Origin of the sequence: Echinicola sp. 20G (assembly GCF_015533855.1) — a bacterium.
Taxonomy (GTDB): Bacteria; Bacteroidota; Bacteroidia; order Cytophagales; family Cyclobacteriaceae; genus Echinicola.
In genome coordinates, this window is sequence record NZ_AP024154.1 from 2176087 (window position 1) to 2200289 (window position 24203).

A 24203-nucleotide genomic window follows, 5' to 3' on the forward strand; every position below is an offset into this window, starting at 1 on the left:
TTGATTTAAGTTGGTTGATCAATTTTTTAATAGAGATGGTTAACCCCAAGAAGCAGGAATCTTTTGACCTCTCATTTCTTGGAATTTTAAGCTAGGGTCTTCTTCGTCAACATTAACAAAATGTTTGAATTTGGCGCGTAGATGTGGGGTGTTAACAACTTCTTTCCATTCACAAGCGTAAGTGTTGATCATGAATTCCATTTCTTTTTCCAACTCCTCGCCAATGCCAAGGCTGTCATTCACGACTACATCCCGAACATATTCCAACCCCCCTTCCAACTTATTTAACCAAGTAGCGGTTCTGGTCAAAGGTTCTGCCGTCCGGATATAGAACATAAGGAAACGATCTATGAACTTAAGACAAGTCTCCGTGTCTACATCATTGATCAGCAATTGTGCATGTTGAGGCTTAGAACCGCCGTTACCGCAGATATAAAGATTCCAGCCTTTTTCAGTGGCGATAATACCGAAATCTTTGCTTTGGGCTTCCGCACATTCTCTGATACATCCCGAAACAGCTCCTTTCAGTTTATGTGGTGAACGAAGCCCTCGATACCTTTCTTCTACTTGAATGGCAAAGGAAACTGAGTCTTGGACACCGTATCGGCACCAAGTGCTTCCCACGCAGCTTTTGATGGTCCTGAGTGACTTTCCATAGGCATGGCCACTTTCAAAGCCAGCGTTGATCAATTCTTCCCAAATGTCAGGCAATTGGTCCACTCTGGCGCCGAACATATCTATCCTTTGACCTCCCGTGATTTTTGTGTAGAGCCCATACTTTTTGGCCACTTCGCCTATTACGATTAGCTTCTCTGGGGTGATCTCTCCTCCAGGGATTCTAGGAACTACAGAATAGCTGCCTCCTTTTTGGATATTGGCCAAATACCTATCATTGGTATCTTGGATGGTGTCCTGGTGGGTGATTAGTTCGTTCCAAGTGGAGGCTAAGATGGAAGCCACTGCAGGTTTGCATGTCTCGCAGCCGTCACCTTGCCCATACTGGTCCAGCAGTTCATTATAAGTTTTGATTTTTTTAACTTTTACCAAATCGAGCAATTCTTGGCGAGAGTAATCAAAATGTTCACAAATGACGTTTTTAACAGTCTTGCCCATCGCTTTTAGTTGGTGCTTAAGCAAATCGTTGACCATAGGCATACACCCTCCACAGCCTGTTCCTGCTTTTGTGCAAGACTTGATTTCATCAACTTTGGTAACTCCATCGTTTTTGATCAAGCTACAGATACTTCCTTTAGTGACATTTTCACAAGAACAAATTTGGGCTTCTTCTGGAAGGCTTTCCACGCCTGCTCCTACTGCTTCTTTTCCTCCTCTAGCTCCTAAAATAAGGTCTTCAGGTTCTGGGGGAAGTGGCATTTTGTTTTGCGTCATTTGCCAAAGCATATTATAGGCAGAGGCATCACCTACCAAGATTCCGCCCAGCAGCCTTTTTCCATCTAAGGAAACATTGATGCGTTTATAAATACCACTATTTTTATTTTCGTATACAATAGGTTTAGAGGGTTCTACCTCTCCAAATGGATCTCCGAAACTCCCGACGTCCACACCGATTAGCTTCAGCTTAGTGGACATATCAAAACCCATAAAAGGCTTAACCTCCTCATTGGCCAGTTGATTGACTACTTGAGTGGCCATTTCATAGCCTGGAGCTACCAGTCCATAGATCATGTTTTGATAAGAAGCAGCCTCTCCGATAGCGAAGATGTTCTCATCTTTTGTTTGTAAAAATTCATTGACAATGATCCCACCCCTGGGAGCGGTATCTAAGCCGCAGTCTTTTGCCAACTCATCCCTAGGTTTGATGCCGGCAGAGATAATCAACATATCAACTGGCAATTCCGAATCGTCTGCAAATTTTAGCCCATTGATTCTGCCGTTTCCTGTAATGTTTTGCGTGTTCTTTTGTAAGTGTATACTTATGCCCAAATCTTCTAATTTAGCCTGAAGGGTATTAGAACCCGCTTCATCCAATTGACGAGGCATTAATCGAGGGGCAAATTCAATGACATGGGCCTCTAGTCCCATGTCAATTACCGCTTTGGCAGCTTCTAGGCCCAATAAACCACCTCCGATTACAGCAGCTTTCTTGGCGTTTTTAGCGTAATCAATAATTGCATCAAGGTCTTCTAAAGTTCGGTAGACAAAAACTCCTTTTTTGTCTACCCCTTTGATAGGAGGAACAAAAGCTCCTGACCCGGTCGCTAAGATGAGCTTGTCGTAATCATAATCGTGTCCCGTATGACTGATGATCTTCTTTTGATCACGGTCAATTTGCACAATCATTTCGTTGGTATGCAGGTCAATTTTGTTTTCCGCGTACCAAGACCTTGGCGCCATGATCAGGTCGTCTGCAGTAGAGCCTGAAAAATAGGCACTGAGGTGTACTCTATCGTAAGCAGGCCATGGCTCTTCCCCAAAGACCGTGATTTCAAAATCTCTATTAGAATTTTGGGATACCAGTTTCTCACAGAACTTGTAGCCAACCATTCCATTTCCGATTACTACTATCTTTGTCATACGATTATTGGTTAGTTGATTTGATTTGGATGTAAGTAGTTAGGCTTAGTATCCAACTGATTACGAGGGCTAAGTTATAAATTAAATTTTAAAATACGTATAATTACGTAAAAAATTACTTAAATTTGTTTTAGATACTAAGTAATACATCTTATGGAAAACATTGCAAGTCAACTTTCGATTGTAGGCGCTGGCCCGGGAGAGCCTGATCTAATTACTTTAAAAGCCATTAAAGTGCTTAAAACTGCAGATGTGGTATTGTATGATGCACTGGCCAATGAAGCCCTTTTGGAGTATGTTCCACCTACAGCGGTGAAAGTTTTTGTCGGTAAACGGGCAGGAATGCACTATCGGCAGCAGCGTGAAATCAACAAGATGATCGTAAATTATGCAAAAACATTTGGACATGTGGTCAGGCTGAAAGGTGGAGACCCTTATGTTTTTGGAAGGGGACATGAAGAAATGGAATATGCTGCTCAGCACGGTTTGAGTACCCAATATGTTCCGGGAATCAGCAGCGCCCTGGCAGTACCAGGACTTTCGGGAATTCCATTGACAAAAAGAGGCATCAATGAAAGTTTTTGGGTAGTTACGGGAACCCTAAAAGATCATTCAACAGCGAAAGATCTTTATTATGCCGCCCAATCTTCTGCTACAGTGGTGATACTGATGGGGGTAAAAAAGTTACCTGAAATTGTTACGCTATTTAAACAATACCGAGGAGAAGAGGAGGATATTGCATTGATCCAAAATGGAAGCAAGCCTGATGAAAAATCTATGGTGGGAAAGCTGGGAAATATTTTGGCTCTGCAGGAAAAGGAAAAAATTGCAGCACCTGCCATTATTGTGATTGGTGCGGTGGTGAGGGAACGTGTTGAATCTTTAAGGTCCTTGGTGGAGGAGCAAGTTATTTAAGTAAGTTGATCAAGTCTATGATAAATCCAATAGCATTTTCCACAACTCTCCATAAAACCTGTTAAATTGAATCTTAAACTGAAAGATCAAAGAATGCAGGCTAATAAATTTGAAAGGACTATAGAAGAGTTTGATGTAATCAATGCCCAGGATCCCCATAAAGAGTTGGTCAATGGAGCTGAAATCCCCAAGGAGTTGGTTTATGGGCACCGTATGAGTGGAATGCTTTTAGAATTTGACCCAAATGCTTCGGAGACCTTACGACTTGCCGCAAGGTGTCAGCATATCAAGCGATGGGCGATCCCTCGCGAAGATTATGAGATGGATAGAAAAGGTTATTTACTATGGCGCACCCGGTTGAAGAAGTTTCATGGGGAATTGGCAGGCTCGATCATGGAAAAGCAAGGTTATTCCCAAGATGAAATCAAGAAGGTAGATGACTTGCTCAATAAAAGAAGGTTGAAAACAGATTCTGAAGTGCAGGCATTGGAAGATGTGGTTTGTTTGGTGTTCTTAAAATACTATTTTGATGACTTTATCGCCAAACATCGGGACGAGGAGGATAAGCTAGTGGATATAGTCCAAAAAACCTGGAAAAAGATGTCAGAAAAGGGCCATGAAGCTGCTTTGGCCATGTCCCATTCAAATGAGGCTTTGTCAATCGTAAAGAAAGCATTGTCTTGATTTGAGCAATTTAAGAGTAATAAGTTTTTTCGGATAATTACATGACTTTTTTCATTTTTGATGGTGATTACTACTTGTTTGGTAGGACGATTTCTCATGGCGAGTTAAATGGTTGGTATTATTTTGCCCCATTTATATCAAATATTTCCCGATGAGGTTAATTTGTTTGATTGCTTTCAGGTTTTTTAATAAATTTATTATTGTAGCTAATTGATGATGAGTTCTTTTGTGTTCTAGGCTAAAATCGAAAGATTTTTACAGCAAAAATGAAAAGAACTTTATTTTTTAATCAAAACAACATTTCAGCGTAATTAATCTATTGATGATGAAAATCAATAAAGCCTTAGGCAGTAAGCCCATGATTATCGGAGCGACAATTCTTTCAGTTTTGTTGCTTGCTTTTGCTATGTTCCCGTTTGGAGGAGAAGAAGCTCATTGGGCGCTTGCTTTTTTGGGAAAGTTACACCCCTTGTTGGTGCACTTACCGATAGGTGTTTTGATCGCTCTATTTACGTTAGAACTAGTCGATTACTTTGTTCCGACTGCAAATTTAAAACCCGCATGCAAATTACTACTTTGGCTGGCTGTCATTACTGCGATCCCAACCGTGATTGTGGGGGCGCTTTTGGCTGCTACAGGAGGTTATGGCAGCGAGGTATTAGTTTGGCATAAATGGCTCGGGCTGGGTACGGCTTTTTTGAGTATCTGGCTATTGGTACTTAGAAGTCGTATTGAGGAAAAAGGTTTGTCTTATAATTCCTATCGAGGTTTATTGCTTGTTAATGTCGTATTGCTAAGTGCTACTGGACATTACGGTGGGTCCTTGACACATGGCTCAAATTATTTAACCAAAGATTTACCAGATGAAGTAAGGGCCTTTTTAGGGGATGATCCTTATGCCTTGGACGGGCTGATGGCAATGGAAAGTGGCCTGGTCAACCAAACCTTGGAAGCTTACAACTTTGATAAAGACATTAATCCCATTACTCAAAATTATTGTGTGAGTTGTCATAATGAAGATGAGAAAAAGGGAGGTTTGAGACTGGATGATATTAATCCTGACATGATCCATGGGCAAGATGCGGAGACTTGGAGAGCCATGCTTAATATGGTGAATAGTGGCGAGATGCCACCTAAGGAAGAGAAACAACTTTCCGATGATGAGAGGAGGGTGCTGGTTGATTGGATTACAGCATCTATTCATCAGGCCGTGGCGATGAAAAAGTCAGAGCAGCAGCCTGTCATCAGGAGGTTGACAAAAGATCAGTATTCCAATACCTTAGCCAGTTTGTTGAATGTTCCAGTCAATTTTGGTGATGTGCTTCCTAATGATGCCAAGTCTGAAATGGGATTTAGCAATAATGGCCAAGTGCTTCAGATTTCTCCATTGCATGTCGATTATTATAAACAGATTGCGAGGGAAGCGCTTGATAAGGCGATAGGGCCGGAAGAAAAGCCTGAAAGCACCCATTATAAAATAACTTTTGGAAAAGGGATTGGGAAAGGAAAAACCGCAGGCATGATCGGTGGATATCAAAGTGCCCCAATCAACTCGGATGATTTTGTGGTAGAAATTATAGATGGAAACGGCAAAGTCAAAGTGGGCAAAGATAGTTTGAGCAAAGCCCAACTTGAAGAGATCAAGAAGAATATTGGTGTGGGAATGCGTGGGTCTCATGCGGACAGGTATCAAGTAGTGGATGAAGGGATTATTTTGTATTCCGCTTTGCCGCACAAGGAAGTGACGCCTAAATCTTGGCAGGGGCCTTCACCTAATCTTAAACTTTTGTTTAGAAAAAACTTTCCTGAAGAAGGGGATTTTGAGTTTAGGGTAAAAGCTTCAAAGGGTTATCAGTGGTTTACCCAAAAAGAAGGCTTTATCAGCTTGAGAAATGAGCAGCCAGCTGAGAAATTGGCTTCTACTATCATATTGAAAGCTGAGGCAGCAAAGGAAAAAAGTAATTTAGTGAAAAAGGGGATATGGATGTCTCCAAAAGAACTGACCAAGGAAAGTAAAGCTACCTTTAGTTTTCAGGCTCCAAAAGACGGATATTATCAAATAGACTTTGAGCATCCTTATGTAGGGGCGGAAGGGATGCCTTCGTTGGAGATGCTATTGGATAAATTCAAATTACAGGAACGGTTCCATTTCAGTGAAGAGTTGAGAGGTGAGGCTAAAATCATGACACCTCTTACCTTGGCCTATTTAAAGAAAGGGGAGCATCAGTTGAGTATAGGGGGGACGTTTTTTACTGGTTTTAGTCAAGTTATCGTTACGCCTTTTCCAGAGGATCACCCTGTGGCCATGCAGTTGAAAGCTGAGGCGGACAAGAGCCGAAGTAAATATGAAAATGATATTCCTGTAATCAGGACATTTGCAGGATCTAGAACGGATGATGGGATGGACTATAAGACTTTTGATAGGTTCAGGAATGTGGAAAATAAAAAAGGAAACTGGGAGAACTATATTTTTAAAGGCCGTTTGGAGAACCTTCCAATCCCCATGATCGATACGGTGGAAACAGAGATTTTAGCCAATATCATGATTTTGGGACTATGGAATGACTATTTGGTGAAGGACAATGAAGATTCAGGCCCGCCATTATTGATTCAGGAATTGGAGTTCGAGGCACCGTATTATCCTGAGTGGCCTACCAAAAGTTATTTGGAAATTTTTCCAGCTTCACCGGACAAAGGGAATCAGGAAAAGTACACGAAAGGAGTCTTGCGTAAATTTATGGAAAGGGCTTACCGTAGACCGGTTAAGGAAGATGAGTTGAAGCCTTATGTGGAGTTTTGGAAAGGTATTAAGGATGATTACCCGAGGTATGAAGATGGAGTCAAAGAAGTACTTATTGCTGCTTTGTGTTCTCCTAAGTTTTTGTACCTGGCCGAGCCGGAAAAAGAAATCGATGATGATGAAAAGGAATATTTCCTGGCATCCAGATTGTCCTATTTCCTATGGGATTCCGCACCAGATGAAGAATTGATCGATTTGGCTGAGGAGGGTGATTTGCATAAAGATCGATACCTGAAGAAACAAGTATCGAGAATGATCAAAGATGAGCGTGTATGGAATATGATCCGCTCCTTCTCCAATGAATGGTTACGTGTGGATAGGCATGAAGCCATGAGCACCAATGTCAATGCTTATGCGGATTATACACGTTTTGTGAAGAAGGATATGGCTGAAGAAACTTACCAGTTTATGCATTATGTGCTGGAGCAGGACTTGAGCATTATGAGCATGATAGAATCTGATTTTGCGATGCTAAATCAGAACTTGGCAGAGTTTTATGGTATAGATGGAGTTAAAGGCAGTCATTTCAGGCCAGTGGCCATTACGCCAGAGATGCAGCGAGGAGGCTTGCTTTCTCAAGGAGCTTTTCTAAACGGACACTCTGACGGTACACAGGCCCATGCAATCAAACGCGCCGTTTGGTTAAAGACCAAGATATTAGGAGACAGGCCACCAGCTCCACCACCAAATGTACCAGAATTGGATCCTGAAACGCCAGGTTTCGAAGAATTGACCTTGAAGGAGCAGCTCTTTATCCATCGTGACAAAGCGGCTTGCATGGATTGCCATAAGAAGATTGATCCATATGGTATTGTCTTTGAAAATTATAATGCGGTAGGACTTTATCAAACTGTTGCGAAAGAAAAAGATATAGATACGAGGGCGGAACTGCCTAACGGTGAGGTGGTTGATGGAATTGGTGAAATAAAGTCGTATATTTTGAATATGAAACGCGATGACTTCACAAGAAGTTTAGTGAAACACCTATTCTCCTATGCCTTGGGTCGCGATGTCACCTTTGTGGATGAACGTGAAATTGAGCAGATCGTTAGTAAGGTCCGTTCAGATGATTATAAATTCCAATCATTGATTGAGCATATTGTGTTGAGCCCTTCATTCAAAGGGGAGGGCTGAGCAGCTACTAGCACCATTTTGAGGTAAATTTTAAAATGGTAGCGGTTTAAGCTTGCTTCTAGAATAAGAATGAACTGATATTTTAATAGATATAATCATGGGAAAGAAATCTTGGCATTTAGATCGAAGGACATTTTTAAAAGGTCTTGGAGTAACTTGTATGTTGCCTTATATGGAGGCAATGGGAGCACCTTTGGCAAAGGTAGGCTCAGTAAGTGAGGCTCCGAAGCGACTTTGTTTTGTTTACTTTCCCAATGGGGTAGGGCTTCCACCAGAAGGAAACCCCAACCATGAACAATGGAATTGGTTTCCTATGGGAGAGGGAAAGGACTATCGGTTTACCAAGACACTTTCCCCTCTGGAACGGCACCGAAAAGAAATATCAATCATAGGAGGTCTAAGTCACCCCAAAAGCCGAAGGTTGCTAGGTCATTTGGCTGGAGATACTTGGCTGACAGGTGGCGACCTTAGAGGCAGTGAGTACAAAAACAATATCTCTGTCGACCAGGTAGCGGCGCAGCATATGGCCAAGCATACCAGATTCCCTTATCTAGCCCTTTCCACAGATGGTGGGGTGGGGTATAAGTCAAGGGTTTCAACACTTTCTTTTGATCCGAACGGTAGACCTATCCCTTCAGAGCACAGGCATAGGGAAATCTTTGAAAGGTATTTTGCACCTGGTGGAGGAGAAACTTCCCAATTGAGAAGAAAAAGCTTGCAGCAAGAGAAAAAAATAGTGGACTTGGTCCTTGAGGATAGCAAAAGCTTGCAAAGCAGATTAGGACAACATGACAAGATGAAGTTGGATGAGTATATGACTTCATTGAATACTGTGGAAGAGCAAATCAAAAGAAATGAAAAATGGCTGAATGTACCTATGAAGGAATTCAGTGCTGACCACATTGATTTGAATCCTAACGCCACAGTAGACCCTGAAAGCTATATCCGTTCCTCATTTGACCTAATGGTTTTGGGGATGCAGACAGATATTACACGTGTAATGACTTATATGATGGCGCGTGAAGACGGTATGGGCTTTGGAGAAAATTTCCCGAAATTGGCTTTGGGGATCAATAAAGGTCACCATGCGATCAGTCACGATAAATCTTTGAACCATTGGCAGGAATGGGGAAGCTATGATCAGTGGCTAGCGAGACAGTTTTCCTACTTTTTGGATAAAATGAAGACAACTGAAGATGAATTTGGTCCATTGATCGATAATACCATGGTGCTTTATGGAAGTGCTTGTAGCAGCACCCATGATGCGGTTAACTATCCTTTGGTTTTGGCCGGTGGCAAAAACATGGGGGTAAAGCATGGTACCTATACAAAATTTGATGATCACAGCCCAATGTCCAACCTTTTTGTAAGCATGTTGCATACGATGGGGATTCCAGTTGAGAGCTTTTCTGATAGTACTGGAAAATTGGATACGAACATTTTAGGGTAAATAGAATACTTATATTAATGTCCTTGGGGATGTGCAAAAGGAGAATCCCCTTTTGCAAAAAGAAATATCAAATCATGCTATTTAAAATGGCATGGTTTTTACTTTTGGTTTAATAAATAAGTCTTACTGTTTTGAAGGACTTGTGTTAAAGAATGGAATAACCAAAAGATCTATTGTTTTATGAATAAATACCTGCTACTATTTTTTCTTACCGGACTATGCCAAACTGTTTTGGGCCAGCATATAGAAAGGGATTTCTTTGGAGAGTTGGTTTACAGGTCACCCAGGGGTGGGTATGAGGCGAGCTTGGAAAAAGATATATTCAAAGATTTGAATTTTACCGACAATCAAGGGAATAAAGTTACTTTTAAAAGAAAGTATATTGAGCAGGAATATGGGGGGATGCTTGATAATGAACAAGATGAAAAGGTGTTTTTTATTAGCTTGGTTAGGGAATTTCGGAGAGAGAAAAATTATGAAGCAGTATATTCAATTGATATTTTTGATCAACTGATAATTGAGGATAATCGAAATAATAAGATTAAAGAAGGTAAGGATATTTTTGGCAACTATAACCGTGAGGAGATAAGAAATGGAAGACGAATCTATGTCCAAAAGGAAGCTGATGGTGGATTGAGGTTTGAGAATGATCATGAAAAGGCTTCTTTGGAGGATAATATATTTGGGAAGTGGGTCTATGAGGATAGTAATGGTAATAAATTAGAATTTAGCAAGAAAACGTGGAAGGAGCTTAGCCATAAGTATGGAAATAATGAAGCAATTTTTCATTTCTTCCTCAATGAGTTTCTTTTTATCCATTAGTGTTCCCGTTTTTATACATATTGGCTTTAATATGGTTTTTTTAGCGTGATTGGCCTGGCAAAAAGTGATTTTGACAAGGATTTTTACAAGGACTTCTTATATTTGATTTTATGAAAATACTCGTAATCGATATAGGGGGCTCTAATATTAAGATTTTAGCCACAGGCCAAGAAGAGCGTATTAAGATTCCCTCTGGAAGTGATTTTTCCCCTGAAGAGATGATACCCCAAGTCAAAGCGCAAGCGTCCAATTGGGACTATGATAGGGTTACCATGGGATTTCCTGGAATTGTTAAAAACAATAAAATTCTCACAGAACCGATCAATTTGGGAGATGGTTGGGAAAAGTATGATTTTGAAGCTGCGTTTGGTTGCCCCGTAAAGATTATTAATGATGCAGCCATGCAAGCCTTGGGGAGTTATGAAGGAAAGAAGATGCTTTTTATGGGTTTGGGGACTGGTTTAGGAACAGCCATGATCGTTAACAATACGATTATCCCCATGGAAGCGGCTCACTTACCTTATAAGAAAGCGACTTTTGAAGCTTATCTGGGCAAACCTTATTTTTACAGTAAAGGCATGAAAAGATGGGAAGGACAAGTGCACCGAGCTGTCAAACATTTTTTTAGGGCTTTTCAGCCGGATGAAATTGTGTTGGGTGGAGGCAACTCAAAGCATCTAGCAGAAATTCCAGAAGGCTGCAGACTTGGAAATAATAAGCATGCTTTTAAAGGAGGATTTAGACTTTGGGAAGAAGATTTCAATTTATGAGGCCTAGCGCCTCATAAATTAATTTTTAAATTCATTAAAGACTATTTCATTACCCATTTCAACCTTGGAAAGGTGTCGTAGATTGCTATCCCAATCCAAAGGGGTCCAATATTTTGGATATTTTAGAATTACCTCGTGGCCAATAAGTTTTTTGCGCAAAATATGAGCGTCAAGGCCTGCTTCAGTTCCTCGATTGATGTAGAAAATTCTATCATTTTCATGCAGTTTAAAAATGATATCATTGCTTTGACTTTCAAAAATGTAGGAAACTATACCTTTCTCGACTAGTGCATTTTCTTCTTTTACTGTAGGTACAGGGCGAAGTATCAGTACACCAGTAAAAACCAAAATTCCAAATACAATGAGGTAGTTTTTATTGCTCATATGGACTTTTTTTAACGAAGTTTGGGGTTCTTAATTGTTGTGAAGGTAATAAAAATGATTGTTAAGTACGTAATTTTGGTTGTGTAATATCCTTTGTTTTTAGTTAATGGCTTGATGGTCAAATATTTCTTACTCAATAAAAAATGACTGATGAGGTCTGAATAATACATAAGACCTATGTGTCTTAATAATCATCAAAAGATTTTGGGTTGGGGAAATTGTCACTTTCATCTTCGTCAGGGCGTTTGTGGAGGCACTGGAAGTCTTTTTCAATTAAAATCAGGTTTTCAAAATCACTGCTAGCATGCTGAGTGGACCGCATAGATACTTCATCAGTGGTGGCCCAAGGAGTAGACATCGATTTGGGTACGGTAATTTTCAGTAAATTGTCAAAATAGGTGGCTTGAATAGTACTTGCGTTTTCATCAGGAACAAGAGAGTAGGCAAGTCCCATTGCTTTACTGCCCAAGAAGAGCTGCTCAGTAACAGATAATCCTTTGCCTATTTTGTCTACTTCTGTTTGACTAAGTCGTAGTCTTATGGCATTATTGTTTATTCTTAGTTTCATAGTTATGTGCGGTTAGACTAGCTTGAATATACAATTAAATTAAAAGCTCTATGCAAAATCTAAACTAACTTTGAATCAATTTGAAAGCAGCTTTAGGGCTTTCACAAACGGAACAGCAATAACTGGCAGGAAGCTTCATAAAGGATGTGCCAGCTAAAATGGCAGACTCGGGATCCCCATATTTTTCATCATAAATAGTCATACAGTTTGAGCATTGATATTTTTTATGGTTTTTTTGTGCGGCTGTTTTCTCTGATTCTATACTTTCTGGGCTTTTCCTTACTTCAAGTTGATCGTAATACTTATAACTCAGCTCAATTAATAAGGGAGGAATGGTGTCAATAGGGACGTGCTTTGCATAATAGAAATATTCAGAAAGGTTGGGGTTGAAGTCTTTGGAATAGAGAATATTAAAGGTGTCTGGGTCACTACTTTTTTCCTTGGTTGCTTTTTCGATGGCTACAGAGGTGAACAATGCCATATGGCGGGTTTTGATAGAGAAGCTTAGCCCATAGGTGCTGATATCCTGTTTGTCCAATGCCCTGACCAAGTAATTTTTAATTTCCAGTGCTTCTTCGTCCAAAACAGGTAAATGCCAATTTAGCTCAAGAGAACTGTGCCGGATATTGATGCCATATTTTCCTAAAAGCTTTTCCCAGCTTAGTCGGTCTTTTTCTGCAATGCCTTTTACAATGATGGATTTCCATGGGGTAAGCGATATCTTACCAATATTTGTTTCAATACAGAGTTCACAGAGGGCTTTTAGGAAATTAATAGTGAACTTGTTATTTCTCCAGTACAATCCTAGCCAATATTTGCCACCAACTATTCTGTTCATTCCTTCATAGTAAGGTGAAGTAGCTTCTGGGTAGTCTAGCTCTTGCTCTACGGGAGTAGTGTTGGGAGCGACGGTGTCCTTGGCTTTTTGATAAATTTCAGGGAACTTAAGTTGGCAGTTCACAGGGTCAATTTCTTCAATGGCCCTGGCCACTTTGGCCAAATCATAGCCATAAATCAGCTCAGGGCAACACCAGGGTTTGCTGTCCATTTCTGAAAACCGAAGATAGAGGTACCAATAGTTATCTGATGAAGAAGCGACAAAGTTGATGTTTCCCGTAAACAGAGGAACCAGGTTTTGGACAGGGTCGGTGATGTTGACCTTTAGCTTTAATTTATAATCAAAAGTGTCCAATATATAGTGGTAAGTGTGAGATGCCAGCCAATGAGTGGTAGGCATCACATCCAAAGCGGGGTAAGAAGAAACGATGTTTTGAAACTCCTCCCCGTCGGTGTCATAGGCTGTGCTAATGGCATTGAAGGTTTCCTCCAATGTTTCTAGGTTTTTGTCCTTGACCGGAAAGAGAACATCCTGTCTCGAACCAAGGTGAATATAGTTTGTTCCAAGCTTATTTGCTGTGTTAATCGTTTTGAGGAAATCGCCTGGAGATATAATTCCTCCTTTGACAAATACCCTTACTAAGTCAGCTTTTTGCATTGTTTCTTTATCTTATATGCTTTGGTAAAGTTAGAATTTTGAGTTGAAGAATCAGGCAGTTTTACATCAAATAAGGAGGACTTTAATTCATTTATAGAGACTGCTAAGTTGGATTTGATAGACTTTTTTCATGCTTTTACCAATGGCGGTAACTCTGCTTCCAGAATACTTTTAACTTCCGGTTTGCAGCTGCCACAGCCAAGTCCAGCTCCTGTTTGTTGGCAGAGTTGTCTAAACTCATGGCACCCTGATTGAATTGCTTTAGTAATATTACCTTTGCCCACATTGCCACATGAGCATACCATCTCACCAAGCATTTCTTCCTTGTTGGAGTTTCCTCTTAGAAGTTCTTGTCGCTTTTTAGAAAGCTCGGTTTTTTCTTCTATTAGGCTTTTAAATTCGGCAAACTCAGATTTATCACCCATCAGAATGGCTCCCACCAATCGGTCCTGGTAGACAATACACTTTTTATAATAGGTTTGAGCGGTGTCAATGAGTAAAATTTCCTCATATCCCTCCCCATTTGGAGGAGGCTCAGGGATACCAATAGAACAAAGGTCTAAGTCGGCAAACTTTAGGATGTTCATGGGGACTGATCCTTTGTAAATGCTCAAAAGATCACCAGTAATAAATCTTGCGGCTATATCGGCTTGCATTTCTGCTGCAGCTGTAATGCCATTGAGTTTACCTTGGTGTTCAGCAATTTCTCCCATGGCAAAGATCGAAGGATCGCTGGTTTGTAAATAATCATTTACCTTGATCCCTCGTCCACAAATAAGTCCAGCGGACTTGGCCAATTCCATTCTCGGACGTGTTCCAATTGCATATACTACCGCATTGCAATGGATGGTTTGTCCACTCTTTAAGCTTACTGTAACTTGCTTTTCGTCCTCTTTACTTTCTAGCTGGGATACTTGGTTATTCATGTATAGCTTGACTCCCATCTCCTCGATTTTTTCTCTCAGTAAAGAGCTGGCCATGGGATCAAGCTGTCGTTCCATTAGCCTTGACCCCAACTGTACAATAGTCACCTCAATTTTGATTTCACGCAAAGCGGCTGCTAGTTCTAATCCCAATAGCCCCCCTCCTGCAATCAGTACATGACCTTCGTGGTTGAGGTAGCTTTTGAGTTCATCGGCATTTCGTCTGCTTCTCATCGTAAAAATACCGGGCAAATGCATGGGGACATCAGCAGGAACAAATGCCCGACTGCCTGTAGCCAATATCAAGGTGTCATAATGATGCACTTTGCCATTTTGGTCTGTAACGGTCTTATTCGAACGGTCTATGGACTCAATACCATTTTCTACATATAGCGTGATGTTGAGTTTATCCATTTCTTCCGAGTTTTTAAACTTCAAGAGATCTTCCCATTCCTTGTGCCGGTTGACATAATCAGGCAAAAGAACACGGTTGTAAAAAGGGTGCTTTTCTTTAGAAAACACATGGATATCATCTTCTTGGTTGAATTCCCGATATGAGTTGATGAAACGATATGAAGCCGCCCCTGCACCAACGATCAGAATCTTTTGCTTGGGTTTAGTATATTTTTGAACCTGAACCACAGAGTATTTAAAGTCTGGCTGCTTGGACACAGGGTCAATGGCATTCCCTGTGATATTATTGGTCCGGGAGAAATCATTATTCAGGATTTTACCCCAGTGCATGGGTAGGAAAACCACTCCTTTTTTGATTTTTTCTGTCACTTGGGCGTGCACCCTGACTTCACCTCTTTTGCCACTGATCAATACGGTTTGTCCGTTTGAGATCCCCCTTTCAGCGGCATCACTAGGGTGGATTTCTAAGAACGGAGTAGGAATGTGCTTGTTTAACTTAGAAACCTTTCCTGTTCGCGTCATGGTGTGCCACTGATCACGGACTCTTCCTGTGGTGAGGATCAAAGGGAAGTCTTCAGTGGGTGATTCGCTTTTGTTTTTTGGGCCATTGGCAAGGATCTGCGCCCTTCCGTTTGGCGTGTAAAATTTCTTATCTGTAAATAGACGGACAGTTCCACCTGATGTTTTGCTCGTAAATGGCCATTGAACTGTTCCATGAGATTTTAAATGTTCATAATCCAGTCCTGAAATGTCTATATTGGTACCTTTGGTGAGTTGGGTGTATTCTTTGTAAACTTCCGCCATGTTCTGAAAGTCGAAACCTTCAAAGCCCATTTTTTTTGCAAAACGCAATAAGATCTCCGCGTCAGGAAGGGCTTCCCCTGGTGCTTGGTTGAATTTGTTGAGGTAGCTGATCCTTCTCTCGGAGTTGGTCATGGTACCTTCCTTTTCACCCCATCCTGCTGCGGGTAAAACCAAGTCTGCATAAGGGATTGCTTCGGCTTTAGTGGAAATATCCTGTACCACCACATACTTTGCTTTCTTCATGGCCGCTTCGACTCGCCTGGCATTTGGCATACTAACCAAGGGATTGGTACAAATGATCCATAAAGCTTTGATGGTGCCATTTTCAATTCCTTCAAAAATCTGTGTGGCAGTTTTACCAGGTTGGTCAGGTAAGCTGTCCACGCCCCAGAAATTGGCAACTTCATCTCGGTGCTCTTTGTTCAGAAGATTCCGGTGAGAGGCCAGTAAGGTGGCCATGCCACCAACTTCTCTTCCGCCCATGGCGTTAGGTTGGCCAGTAAGGCTGAAAGGGCCTGACCCAGGTTTTCCGATATGCCCTGTAATCAGGTTCAAGTCAATAAGGGCCAGGTTCTTATTGACGCCTTCTGCACTTTGGTTGAGGCCCATGGCCCAAAGTGAAAGGAAGCCTTTGGCATTGCCGATATAGGAAGCTGCCAGTTTGATATCGTCCAGTGGAACATCACAAATGGATGCGGCTTCTTCCAAACTGGTTTGCATGACCAAATTTTTATAGGCTTCAAAACCATCAGCATGGTTCTTGATGAATTCCATGTCAATATCACCTTGCTCAATCAAGCACCTTCCTATTGCCAAGTACAATACTTCGTCAGTTCCTGGGTTGAGTTGGAGGTGAAGGTCTGCTAGCGAGCAGCTTTGGGTTACTCTAGGGTCTATTACAATGATTTTGGTTTCAGGGTGATCCTCTTTGTGTTTTTCTACTCTTCTCCAAAGAATGGGGTGGCACCAAGCGGGGTTGGCGCCAGCCACCAAAAAGCAGTCTGCTAATTCGATATCTTCGTATGCGATGGGTACACTGTCTTCCCCTAGTGTTTTGATATATCCCATGACGGCTGAGCTCATGCACAGCCGGGAGTTGGTGTCTATATTGTTTGTTTTTAAATACCCTTTTGTCAGTTTATTGACCAAATAGTATTCCTCTGTCAAGCATTGTCCAGAAACATAAAAGGCTACTGCGTCTGGCCCATGTTTTTTGATGATGGATTTAAAAACAGCTGCTGTTCTATTGAGTGCTGTATCCCAGTCTACTTTTTCTAAGGGATGGGATTTGCCCCAGCGCATTTGTGGGTGCAATAACCGATCTGATTTGTCTTCAACCACATAGTGGAGGTTCATGCCTTTGGAGCATAGCATGCCCTTGTTGACAGGGTGTTGGGGATCGCCTTCTACCGTAACTCTGCCTTTATTGTCTTGATGGACAATGATGCCACACCCAACTCCACAGTAGGAACAAGTACTTTTATAGCTTTTATTTTTGGCTGTTGACATGGGAAGGTGTTTTGTTTAGCTTTTTACAAACTCTGGCTGAAGCTCTTTTTCAGAAAGAGATGCTTCCAATTCTGTTTTGGCAATTCTTTCGTCCTCTTTGGAAAACCTCACCAAAAGAGAAGTCGCACTGATTGCTGCTACAGCAATACCTAAGACAGTCAAAGCCTCTCCATAGGAAATACCTTCCATTTTAAAGAGGAAACCTGCCATTACAGCACCCGCATTACCTCCAGCTCCAACGATGCCAGATATGGTGCCAATGGCTTTTTTATTGACAAAAGGAACCACAGAAAAGGTGGCGCCTTCTGCCATTTGAACAAAGAGACTGAACAGAATCATGGTGCCAATAGCCAAAGGCAATACTGTCATTTGAGCAAATAAGATCAATGCAAAACCTTCTACTAGCAATACAGCCCCCAAGAAACCTACTCGGCCTTTAAGGCCCCACTTGATTCCTGCCTTATCTCCAAACATCCCGCCTACTGATCTGGCAAATAGATTCATCAAACCGAACAGGCCTGCGATAAGCCCTGCGGTTTTCAAATCAAGTTGGAAGTAATCATGATAGTAGATGGCGGCAATATTGTTGATGGTAAGTTCAATTCCGAAACATGCTCCGTAAATCAGAAACAAGGCCCAAACCCTGTAGTCCTGAATAGCAGCTTTAAGGGCCCCTTGACCGTCAGCCTTTTTCTTCTTTTTATACTCCAGGTCTGCTTTGCTTAAGTCAGCGATATTCCCCTCTGGAAAATCAGTGGTCCATTTGTAATAAGCTATACCGCACAGGATCATGGCTATGCCTGGAACTACCATTGCATATCTCCATGCATCAGTTTCTATAAAGCCCAAGGACACAAAAAAGGCGAAAATTAATGGCATGACCATTTGTGTCACTCCACCTCCCATATTTCCCCAGCCAGCAGAAGTAGCATTGGCGGTACCCACTACATTGGGGGCAAACATCACTGAAGTATGGTACTGGGTGATCACAAAGGAAGACCCGATTATCCCAATGGCCAGTCTGAATAACAAGAAACTTTCATAACTGTTGCTTAGGCCAATGAGCATAACAGGAATAGACCCCAAAATTAATAAATAGGTATAGGTGACCCTGGGACCAATTCGATCCACCAACCAGCCAATCGCAAGCCGGGCGATAACTGTGATGGATACCGATGCAATGATGATGTTTCCAATTTGAGACTTAGTAAGGTCCAATTCATTCCTGACCACAGCCATAAGTGGTGCAATCCCAAACCATCCGAAGAAGCAAAGGAAGAAGGCAAACCAGGAAAGGTGAAAGGCCCTCATCTGAGGAGATTTAAAATCCAATAACTTGATTGATGTGGCTTTTTTTGCTGATAGTTTCATTTCATTAAAGATTAAAGATGGGACATCTGGTAAGGAGTATTCTTTTAGTTAAGAAACAGGCACCAGGAGTATTTACCTAGGTCCAAATCTGTATTTAGAGAACTATTGATTTTTAGTACTGATAAATATGGGCTGAAAGCAGATCAAGCCAACCAGGAAATTTTCTCTCCTTAATCCCTCAATTGATTGGAGAGGGAGTCTCCTTGGTTTGGCTTCTACTGCATTTCACTTTGTTCAACCTTTATTTAAATGATTTACGTATTTCTACGTTGATTCACCCAGCGCTAAAATGGTGAGCAGTTATTTTGGTTGTTATTGTGTTTGACTAGCTATTTTACTGCTCTAGGTTTACTTTCGATGATGGAAATATTATCAGTCTAGAGCTTTAAGGAAATAATAACAAGGGCTAAGGTAAATAATAATTTTTAAAATAAGTAAAATTACGTAAAAATATTTACGTAATTTTTTAATTATTACGTAGTGGCGAGGTGTGTGTCATGTAAAGAAACCTAAGTGTAGGTTTTTCTATCTTGGCATAATCACTGACTAGCGAGGGTTTGAAAGTAAAATAAGGGGCAATAGATAATCAATGCAGGAAAATAAACCTTACTTTTATTATCAGTCATCAGATCAAATATTTTCTACTATGAAAAAGGACACATTAGAATTTCTGAGTTCATTGGCAGAGAACAACAGTAAGGAGTGGATGGATGCGAATAGGGATTGGTACTTAGATGTAAAAGCAGGCTTCTTGGAGACTGTGGCAGCTCTGCTGACAGAGCTCTCCAAAACCGATTCAAGGCTGTCATTACTTAAACCCAAAGAATGTATTTTTAGGCAAAACAGAGATATTCGATTTAGTGCCAATAAGAACCCTTATAAGAACAATATGGGGGCTTATTTTGCAGTAGGAGGAAAAAAGTCTGATGGGCCAGGTTATTATTTACATGTTCAGCCTGGTGAATGTTTTTTGGCCGGAGGAATATGGATGCCTTCCTCAGGGGTGCTTAAGAAAATCAGGCAGGAAATAGATTATTCCGGCGCAGAATTGGAAAAAATCATTGCTGAACAATCATTTCAAAAGACTTTTGGAGAAATTAGGGGAGAGAGGCTTAAGACATCTCCTCGTGACTATCCTACAGATCACCCTTACTTGGATTTACTACGCCTAAAGAGCTTTGTTGTTTCGACTCCTATTTCCGATCATGAAGTACTTTCTGATGACTTGGTGAATATTTGTATAAATGCCTATCGAAAGATGGACTCCTTTAATGCTTTTTTAGCAAGAGCAGTGGAGGATGCTGAAGGTGGTGAAGGGATATTGTGATCAATGATCTTTAGAAAGAAATTCCGAACTGTGCTATAGCTAGCAGAGTGTGGTAGGAACTACTTAAAATGTAGCGTATAGGAATTGATGTGTCAACAGGTGCTGTTTTATTGTGGAGGGAATTGACTGCGCTATAAACTCTCTTCCGCTTCTCTTAATGAAGCTGAATTTTTAAATTAACAAGGATCTCAACCTTTTATTGGTTTATATAATTGAGTGAAGGTTTTTTCTTGATTTTAGAGCATTGTACCACAATTAATGATTATTGGCCTAATAGAGAATTTTTAAATACCATTTTTATCAAATAGAACCTTCAGGAAATCCTTATTAAAAATAAATCTAAATAAACGTTGCATCGAAAAATGTTTCGTTATATTTTTGCATTCTGTTAGATTAAGTCTAAATAAAGTTAATAAAATAGCATTGTTTCCTATTTTCTGGAGAGAAACTAGAAAATGAAATATGAATTTTCATTTGAGTTAATTGGTGCTAAAACGATTAGAATGGCAAATCCTTTACTTTTATTAAGAAAACCATACGGTTTAACCATACTTCTTATTCTAAGCGGATTGGTATTGGGTATTCAAAGCATTTATGCAGCCACCGTGAAAGGAAAGGTTCTTGATGCCAAGTCTGAACCAATACCTGGCGTTATTGTCCAGATCAAAGGAAGTACTTTGAGCACAATCACCTCCCTTGATGGAACGTACCAGATCCTCGATGTGCCTCAAGGGGAATTTGAACTTCACCTCTCTTGCATGGGGTATGAAGGCCATTCAAAGAAATTGTTTGTGAAGAAAGCAGGAGAAGTGGTTCTCCTTGATTTCTCATTGGTTGAATCAACTACAGACCTGGATGGAGTCGTGGTCGTAGGACAGTCGGTTAAGAGTGAGATTGAAACGCAAGGCTTTGCTGTAGAAGTAATAGAGACTGAAAAGGCTGCCCTGCAATCAGTTCAGACCAACGATCTGCTCAATAGAACAGCAGGAGTTCGTGTAAGGCAAAATGGAGGATTAGGCTCACGGGTAGAGTACAATCTTAACGGTATGACAGGTGGTTCTGTCCGTATTTTTATAGATGGGCTTCCTATTTCCACGTATGGGCCATCGTTCAGTCTGAACAGTATTCCTCCAGCTTTGATCGATCGAATTGAAATATACAAAGGCGTCATTCCTGCCCATCTTGCAGATGATGCGCTTGGAGGAGCGATTAATGTAATCCTCAAAAAGGGTATGTCCAACCACCTATCTGCATCCGTTTCCTATGGCTCTTTCAATACTTTTCAAAATAGCCTCAATGCAGTTTTTCGGGATGAGAAATCTGGATTTACCACAAAAGTATCAGGCTTTTATAACTACTCTGATAATGACTACGAGGTGTGGGGGAAGTTTGTAAGAAATATTTTACCTAATGGAAGGTATGATTATGTCAGGGCCAAGAGGTATAACGACAGTTATAGGTCAGTAGGAGGGAAAATTGATTTCGGTTTTTCTAATGTGAAATGGGCCGATCAGTTTTTTATCAGCTACACAGGTTCTGATGATTATAATGAAATCCAACATGGGGCCTATATGTCTATTCCATATAAAGGTCGCTTTTCCACTTCCCAATCAAATGTCTTTGGACTTAATTACTCAAAAGAGAACCTATTAACTAGAGGGCTTAACCTTAATTTCAATGGTTCTTTCAGCAAGAGGTCGCAAGTTGTGACGGATACGGTAAGATGGAATTACAATTGGTTTGGTGAGATGAGCCTTGGGAAATATGGGGAACCAATTTTGAGACCACAGGGCGCACAGCAAGGAGCTCCCACCATTAACCACATCGACAGAAATGTAAGTACTTTCAGGGCAACTGCAGACTATAGTATTACTAAAAATCATAAGGTGATCCTTTCTCAATCTTACTTTAATATTGATAGAAACGATCAGGACATGATGCGGAGTGCGCTTGAACGAGAGTTTGTGGGTACAAGGGACCTCCAGAAATACATTACCTCAGTGGGGTACGAATTCAATTTGATCCAATCAAGACTTAAAGGAAATATCTTTGGTAAATACTATGTGCAGGATATTGACCGGATGGATCCACTGCTGGAAGAGGGTGAAAGGGTAGAGGATAGGGTGTCCAGTAAGAGAAATACAACTGGCTATGGTATGGCTTATTCTTTTAAGTTGTCCAAGAAGCTGCTGATACTGACATCTGGTGAAAAGGCAGTAAGAATGCCTTCAGAGGGAGAAATCTTTGGTAGTCCTGGGGAAAATATCGTGGAGAATATAAGTATCAGGCCTGAGATCAGCAATAATTTCAACTTAGGGTTTAAGCTAGGTGATTTTATAATCAATAAGCATGAGATTTCATTCTCTGGTACAGGATTTATAAGGGATACCAAGGATAAGATTACACGCGAGATCAATGACAGGATTAACGATGCGGTACAGACAGCTCCCTTTGTGAACTTAGGCAAAACCAAAGCCATTGGCTTTGAGGGGCAGGTAAACTACTCTTTTAGAAAAAAGCTACAGGCATCAGTGAATTTCTCCAAATTCAATTCTGTATTTAACACAAAATATGATCCGAATGGGAATGTTTATAAGAACTATAATCAGCAGATTCCCAATGACCCTTATTTTACGGTAAACAGCTCTTTAGAATATACTGTCAGAGATCTTTTTCAAAATGGATCTACACTAAGACTTTCCCATTATTTCAGTTTTGTGGAAAGCTTTTACACTACCTGGTTGGAAATTGAGGACTTCAGAACACCTCGTCAGTACGTTCATGATTTTGGTACAACCTATATCCTTCCTAATCAAAGACTTGCCATTAGCGCAGACTTGAGAAATATATTTGATAAGCAGGTGTATGACAACTTTGCAGTACAAAAGCCAGGAAGGGCCTTTTATCTCAAAATCAACTATACAATAAATAATTTTTAAATAAATAAAAACGAATAAAATGTTCAGTACAAGCAGTTTAAAATCAAGTTTTTTGCAGTTCGGACTTGTGGCAGTTACATTGTCGGCGATCAGCTGTAATAGTGAAGAAGATATTACTCCTGATACCGAAGTAGAAGAAGGTCGTTGGGTAACCATAGCAGGGGCGGTTATGGGCGAAAATCCTGGTGATGGAAATGGTGGAACCCAGATTTACGCAGTAAGCTATGAGGATGCCATTAATCCAGAAACAGAAATTAATGTTTTTGACAATGGTGCTCCAGTAAAATCAAACCGTACCGCAAGACTGCAGGTTTCTGAAGATGGAAATACCTTGTTCAATATTGCTTATGCGGGTGAAAATGGTGGTGAATATTCCAAGTTTGCTGTTGAAGGTGGAAGCAGCTATGTGCAGGAAGATGTGACTGTCAATATCTCTCAGTATGCAGGGACTGCTCCAAGATGGAGTAAATTATATAATGGTGACCAAAACGGGATAGCTGTAAATGTGGCTAATATCACTGCAAACAATGCAGACAATGAAACTGTCCCCTATCAATACCATAGAGGGGTAGCTACCATATTGGATTTGGATTTACAGAATACATTAATTCAGGATTACAAGCAGTATGAGATCCCGTTGACAGCAGAAGAAGAGCTAGCAGGTCACTGTATTTTCAGGTTGGATGCACCTGTGCTCAACCAAGCAGGTGATAAATTGTTGATCGGTACTTGGATGCGTAAATATGACCCGGCTACGGGCGATAGAGAAGGTGAGTGGGAACGATTGGGTACAAAGACTGTCGTGGTTGATTACCCTTCATTAGAAAATCCAACAATCATCACTTCTACACAAGCCAATGGAGACTGCTCTGGATACAGAAGTAACGTTAACCAATTAGCAGAAGACGGATACATTTATCAATCTACCAATAGAGACACCAATGGTTCTCATATCTTAAGAATTACTCCTAGCAATGAATATGATAATTCTTTCTCTATTAGTCTAGATGAGGAACTTGGACTAACTGATGTGTATGTGGATACATGGAAATATGTAAGGAATGGAATCGGTTATGCGTTGATTCGTCATGGTGAATCCGATCAAGGCTATATTGTTAGGTTAAATCTTAACCAACAAACAGCGTCTATCGTGGATGGTATTCCTAATGATGCCGATGTAAGGTTTAACCAATACCAAGGTTTCCTTGTAAATGGAGATGACCTTTTAGTTACGGTTTCTCCATTAGGTAAAGATGGAAATATCTATGTGCTTCACAGCCAAACTGACGAGGTGTCTGTAGGTGCTAAATTGGTCAACCAGCCAGGAAACCATTTTATCGGCGCATTCTAAATAAAAAA

Annotated in this window: 15 protein-coding genes; 9 read left to right on the forward strand and 6 right to left on the reverse strand. The window is 40.7% G+C overall.

Features of this window, described 5'->3' with window-relative positions:
• Nucleotides 1-39: 39 nt before the first annotated feature.
• Nucleotides 40-2535: a nitrite reductase large subunit NirB gene (gene nirB / locus JL001_RS09425; protein WP_200975848.1), complete on the reverse strand. Its 2496-nt coding sequence runs from the start codon at nt 2533-2535 to the stop codon at nt 40-42.
• Between the two features lie 153 nt (nt 2536-2688).
• Between nirB and cobA the strand changes: the two genes are divergently transcribed.
• The 6 genes from cobA to JL001_RS09455 all read left to right on the forward strand — a co-directional run bounded on the left by cobA (nt 2689) and on the right by JL001_RS09455 (nt 11110).
• Entirely contained in the window at nt 2689-3450 is a 762-nt protein-coding gene (cobA, locus tag JL001_RS09430) for a uroporphyrinogen-III C-methyltransferase (protein WP_200975849.1), read from the forward strand.
• A 93-nt stretch (nt 3451-3543) separates the two neighbouring features.
• Complete coding sequence (locus tag JL001_RS09435; RefSeq protein WP_200980360.1) at nt 3544-4134, forward strand: DUF4202 domain-containing protein; 591 nt, start codon at nt 3544-3546, stop codon at nt 4132-4134.
• 322 nt (nt 4135-4456) lie between these two features.
• A complete protein-coding gene (locus JL001_RS09440; RefSeq protein WP_200975850.1) occupies nt 4457-8068 on the forward strand; it encodes a DUF1592 domain-containing protein in 3612 nt (1203 codons plus the stop codon).
• A gap of 97 nt (nt 8069-8165) precedes the next feature.
• A complete protein-coding gene (locus JL001_RS09445) occupies nt 8166-9518 on the forward strand; it encodes a DUF1552 domain-containing protein (RefSeq protein WP_200975851.1) in 1353 nt (450 codons plus the stop codon).
• Nucleotides 9519-9698: 180 nt separating this feature from the next.
• Nucleotides 9699-10340, forward strand: a complete 642-nt coding sequence (locus JL001_RS09450; RefSeq protein ID WP_200975852.1) for a hypothetical protein — start codon at nt 9699-9701, stop codon at nt 10338-10340.
• A gap of 110 nt (nt 10341-10450) precedes the next feature.
• The gene (locus JL001_RS09455; RefSeq protein ID WP_200975853.1) at nt 10451-11110 is read left to right on the forward strand and encodes an ROK family protein; all 660 of its coding nucleotides are present in this window, start codon (nt 10451-10453) and stop codon (nt 11108-11110) included.
• 18 nt (nt 11111-11128) lie between these two features.
• On the opposite strand, the gene JL001_RS09460 is transcribed toward JL001_RS09455, so the two are convergent.
• The 5 genes from JL001_RS09460 to JL001_RS09480 form a co-directional block, all read right to left on the reverse strand.
• Nucleotides 11129-11494 (reverse strand): hypothetical protein, encoded by a 366-nt coding sequence (locus JL001_RS09460; RefSeq protein ID WP_200975854.1) that lies wholly within the window; start codon nt 11492-11494, stop codon nt 11129-11131.
• A gap of 184 nt (nt 11495-11678) precedes the next feature.
• On the reverse strand, nt 11679-12062 hold the full coding sequence (locus JL001_RS09465) for a hypothetical protein (RefSeq protein ID WP_200975855.1): 384 nt from the start codon (nt 12060-12062) through the stop codon (nt 11679-11681).
• A gap of 64 nt (nt 12063-12126) precedes the next feature.
• Nucleotides 12127-13557 (reverse strand): rubredoxin domain-containing protein, encoded by a 1431-nt coding sequence (locus JL001_RS09470; protein WP_200975856.1) that lies wholly within the window; start codon nt 13555-13557, stop codon nt 12127-12129.
• A gap of 128 nt (nt 13558-13685) precedes the next feature.
• On the reverse strand, nt 13686-17207 hold the full coding sequence (locus JL001_RS09475; protein WP_200975857.1) for a nitrate reductase: 3522 nt from the start codon (nt 17205-17207) through the stop codon (nt 13686-13688).
• A gap of 15 nt (nt 17208-17222) precedes the next feature.
• Nucleotides 17223-18578 carry an MFS transporter gene (locus JL001_RS09480; protein ID WP_200975858.1) on the reverse strand — a complete coding sequence of 452 codons (1356 nt, stop codon included), beginning with the start codon at nt 18576-18578 and terminating at the stop codon, nt 17223-17225.
• Between the two features lie 646 nt (nt 18579-19224).
• Between JL001_RS09480 and JL001_RS09485 the strand changes: the two genes are divergently transcribed.
• The 3 genes from JL001_RS09485 to JL001_RS09495 all read left to right on the forward strand — a co-directional run bounded on the left by JL001_RS09485 (nt 19225) and on the right by JL001_RS09495 (nt 24195).
• Nucleotides 19225-19905, forward strand: a complete 681-nt coding sequence (locus tag JL001_RS09485; RefSeq protein ID WP_200975859.1) for a DUF2461 domain-containing protein — start codon at nt 19225-19227, stop codon at nt 19903-19905.
• 503 nt (nt 19906-20408) lie between these two features.
• Nucleotides 20409-22844 (forward strand): TonB-dependent receptor, encoded by a 2436-nt coding sequence (locus tag JL001_RS09490; RefSeq protein ID WP_200975860.1) that lies wholly within the window; start codon nt 20409-20411, stop codon nt 22842-22844.
• 52 nt (nt 22845-22896) lie between these two features.
• Nucleotides 22897-24195 (forward strand): hypothetical protein, encoded by a 1299-nt coding sequence (locus JL001_RS09495; RefSeq protein WP_236252760.1) that lies wholly within the window; start codon nt 22897-22899, stop codon nt 24193-24195.
• Nucleotides 24196-24203 lie beyond the last annotated feature (8 nt).

Bases quoted from the DNA above. Each gene is read 5' to 3' on its own strand.
- nirB (WP_200975848.1), bottom strand. From the start codon at position 2,535: ATGACAAAGATAGTAGTAATCGGAAATGGAATGGTTGGCTACAAGTTC.
- cobA (WP_200975849.1), top strand. From the start codon at position 2,689: ATGGAAAACATTGCAAGTCAACTTTCGATTGTAGGCGCTGGCCCGGGA.
- JL001_RS09435 (WP_200980360.1), top strand. From the start codon at position 3,544: ATGCAGGCTAATAAATTTGAAAGGACTATAGAAGAGTTTGATGTAATC.
- JL001_RS09440 (WP_200975850.1), top strand. From the start codon at position 4,457: ATGATGAAAATCAATAAAGCCTTAGGCAGTAAGCCCATGATTATCGGA.
- JL001_RS09445 (WP_200975851.1), top strand. From the start codon at position 8,166: ATGGGAAAGAAATCTTGGCATTTAGATCGAAGGACATTTTTAAAAGGT.
- JL001_RS09450 (WP_200975852.1), top strand. From the start codon at position 9,699: ATGAATAAATACCTGCTACTATTTTTTCTTACCGGACTATGCCAAACT.
- JL001_RS09455 (WP_200975853.1), top strand. From the start codon at position 10,451: ATGAAAATACTCGTAATCGATATAGGGGGCTCTAATATTAAGATTTTA.
- JL001_RS09460 (WP_200975854.1), bottom strand. From the start codon at position 11,494: ATGAGCAATAAAAACTACCTCATTGTATTTGGAATTTTGGTTTTTACT.
- JL001_RS09465 (WP_200975855.1), bottom strand. From the start codon at position 12,062: ATGAAACTAAGAATAAACAATAATGCCATAAGACTACGACTTAGTCAA.
- JL001_RS09470 (WP_200975856.1), bottom strand. From the start codon at position 13,557: ATGCAAAAAGCTGACTTAGTAAGGGTATTTGTCAAAGGAGGAATTATA.
- JL001_RS09475 (WP_200975857.1), bottom strand. From the start codon at position 17,207: ATGTCAACAGCCAAAAATAAAAGCTATAAAAGTACTTGTTCCTACTGT.
- JL001_RS09480 (WP_200975858.1), bottom strand. From the start codon at position 18,578: ATGAAACTATCAGCAAAAAAAGCCACATCAATCAAGTTATTGGATTTT.
- JL001_RS09485 (WP_200975859.1), top strand. From the start codon at position 19,225: ATGAAAAAGGACACATTAGAATTTCTGAGTTCATTGGCAGAGAACAAC.
- JL001_RS09490 (WP_200975860.1), top strand. From the start codon at position 20,409: ATGGCAAATCCTTTACTTTTATTAAGAAAACCATACGGTTTAACCATA.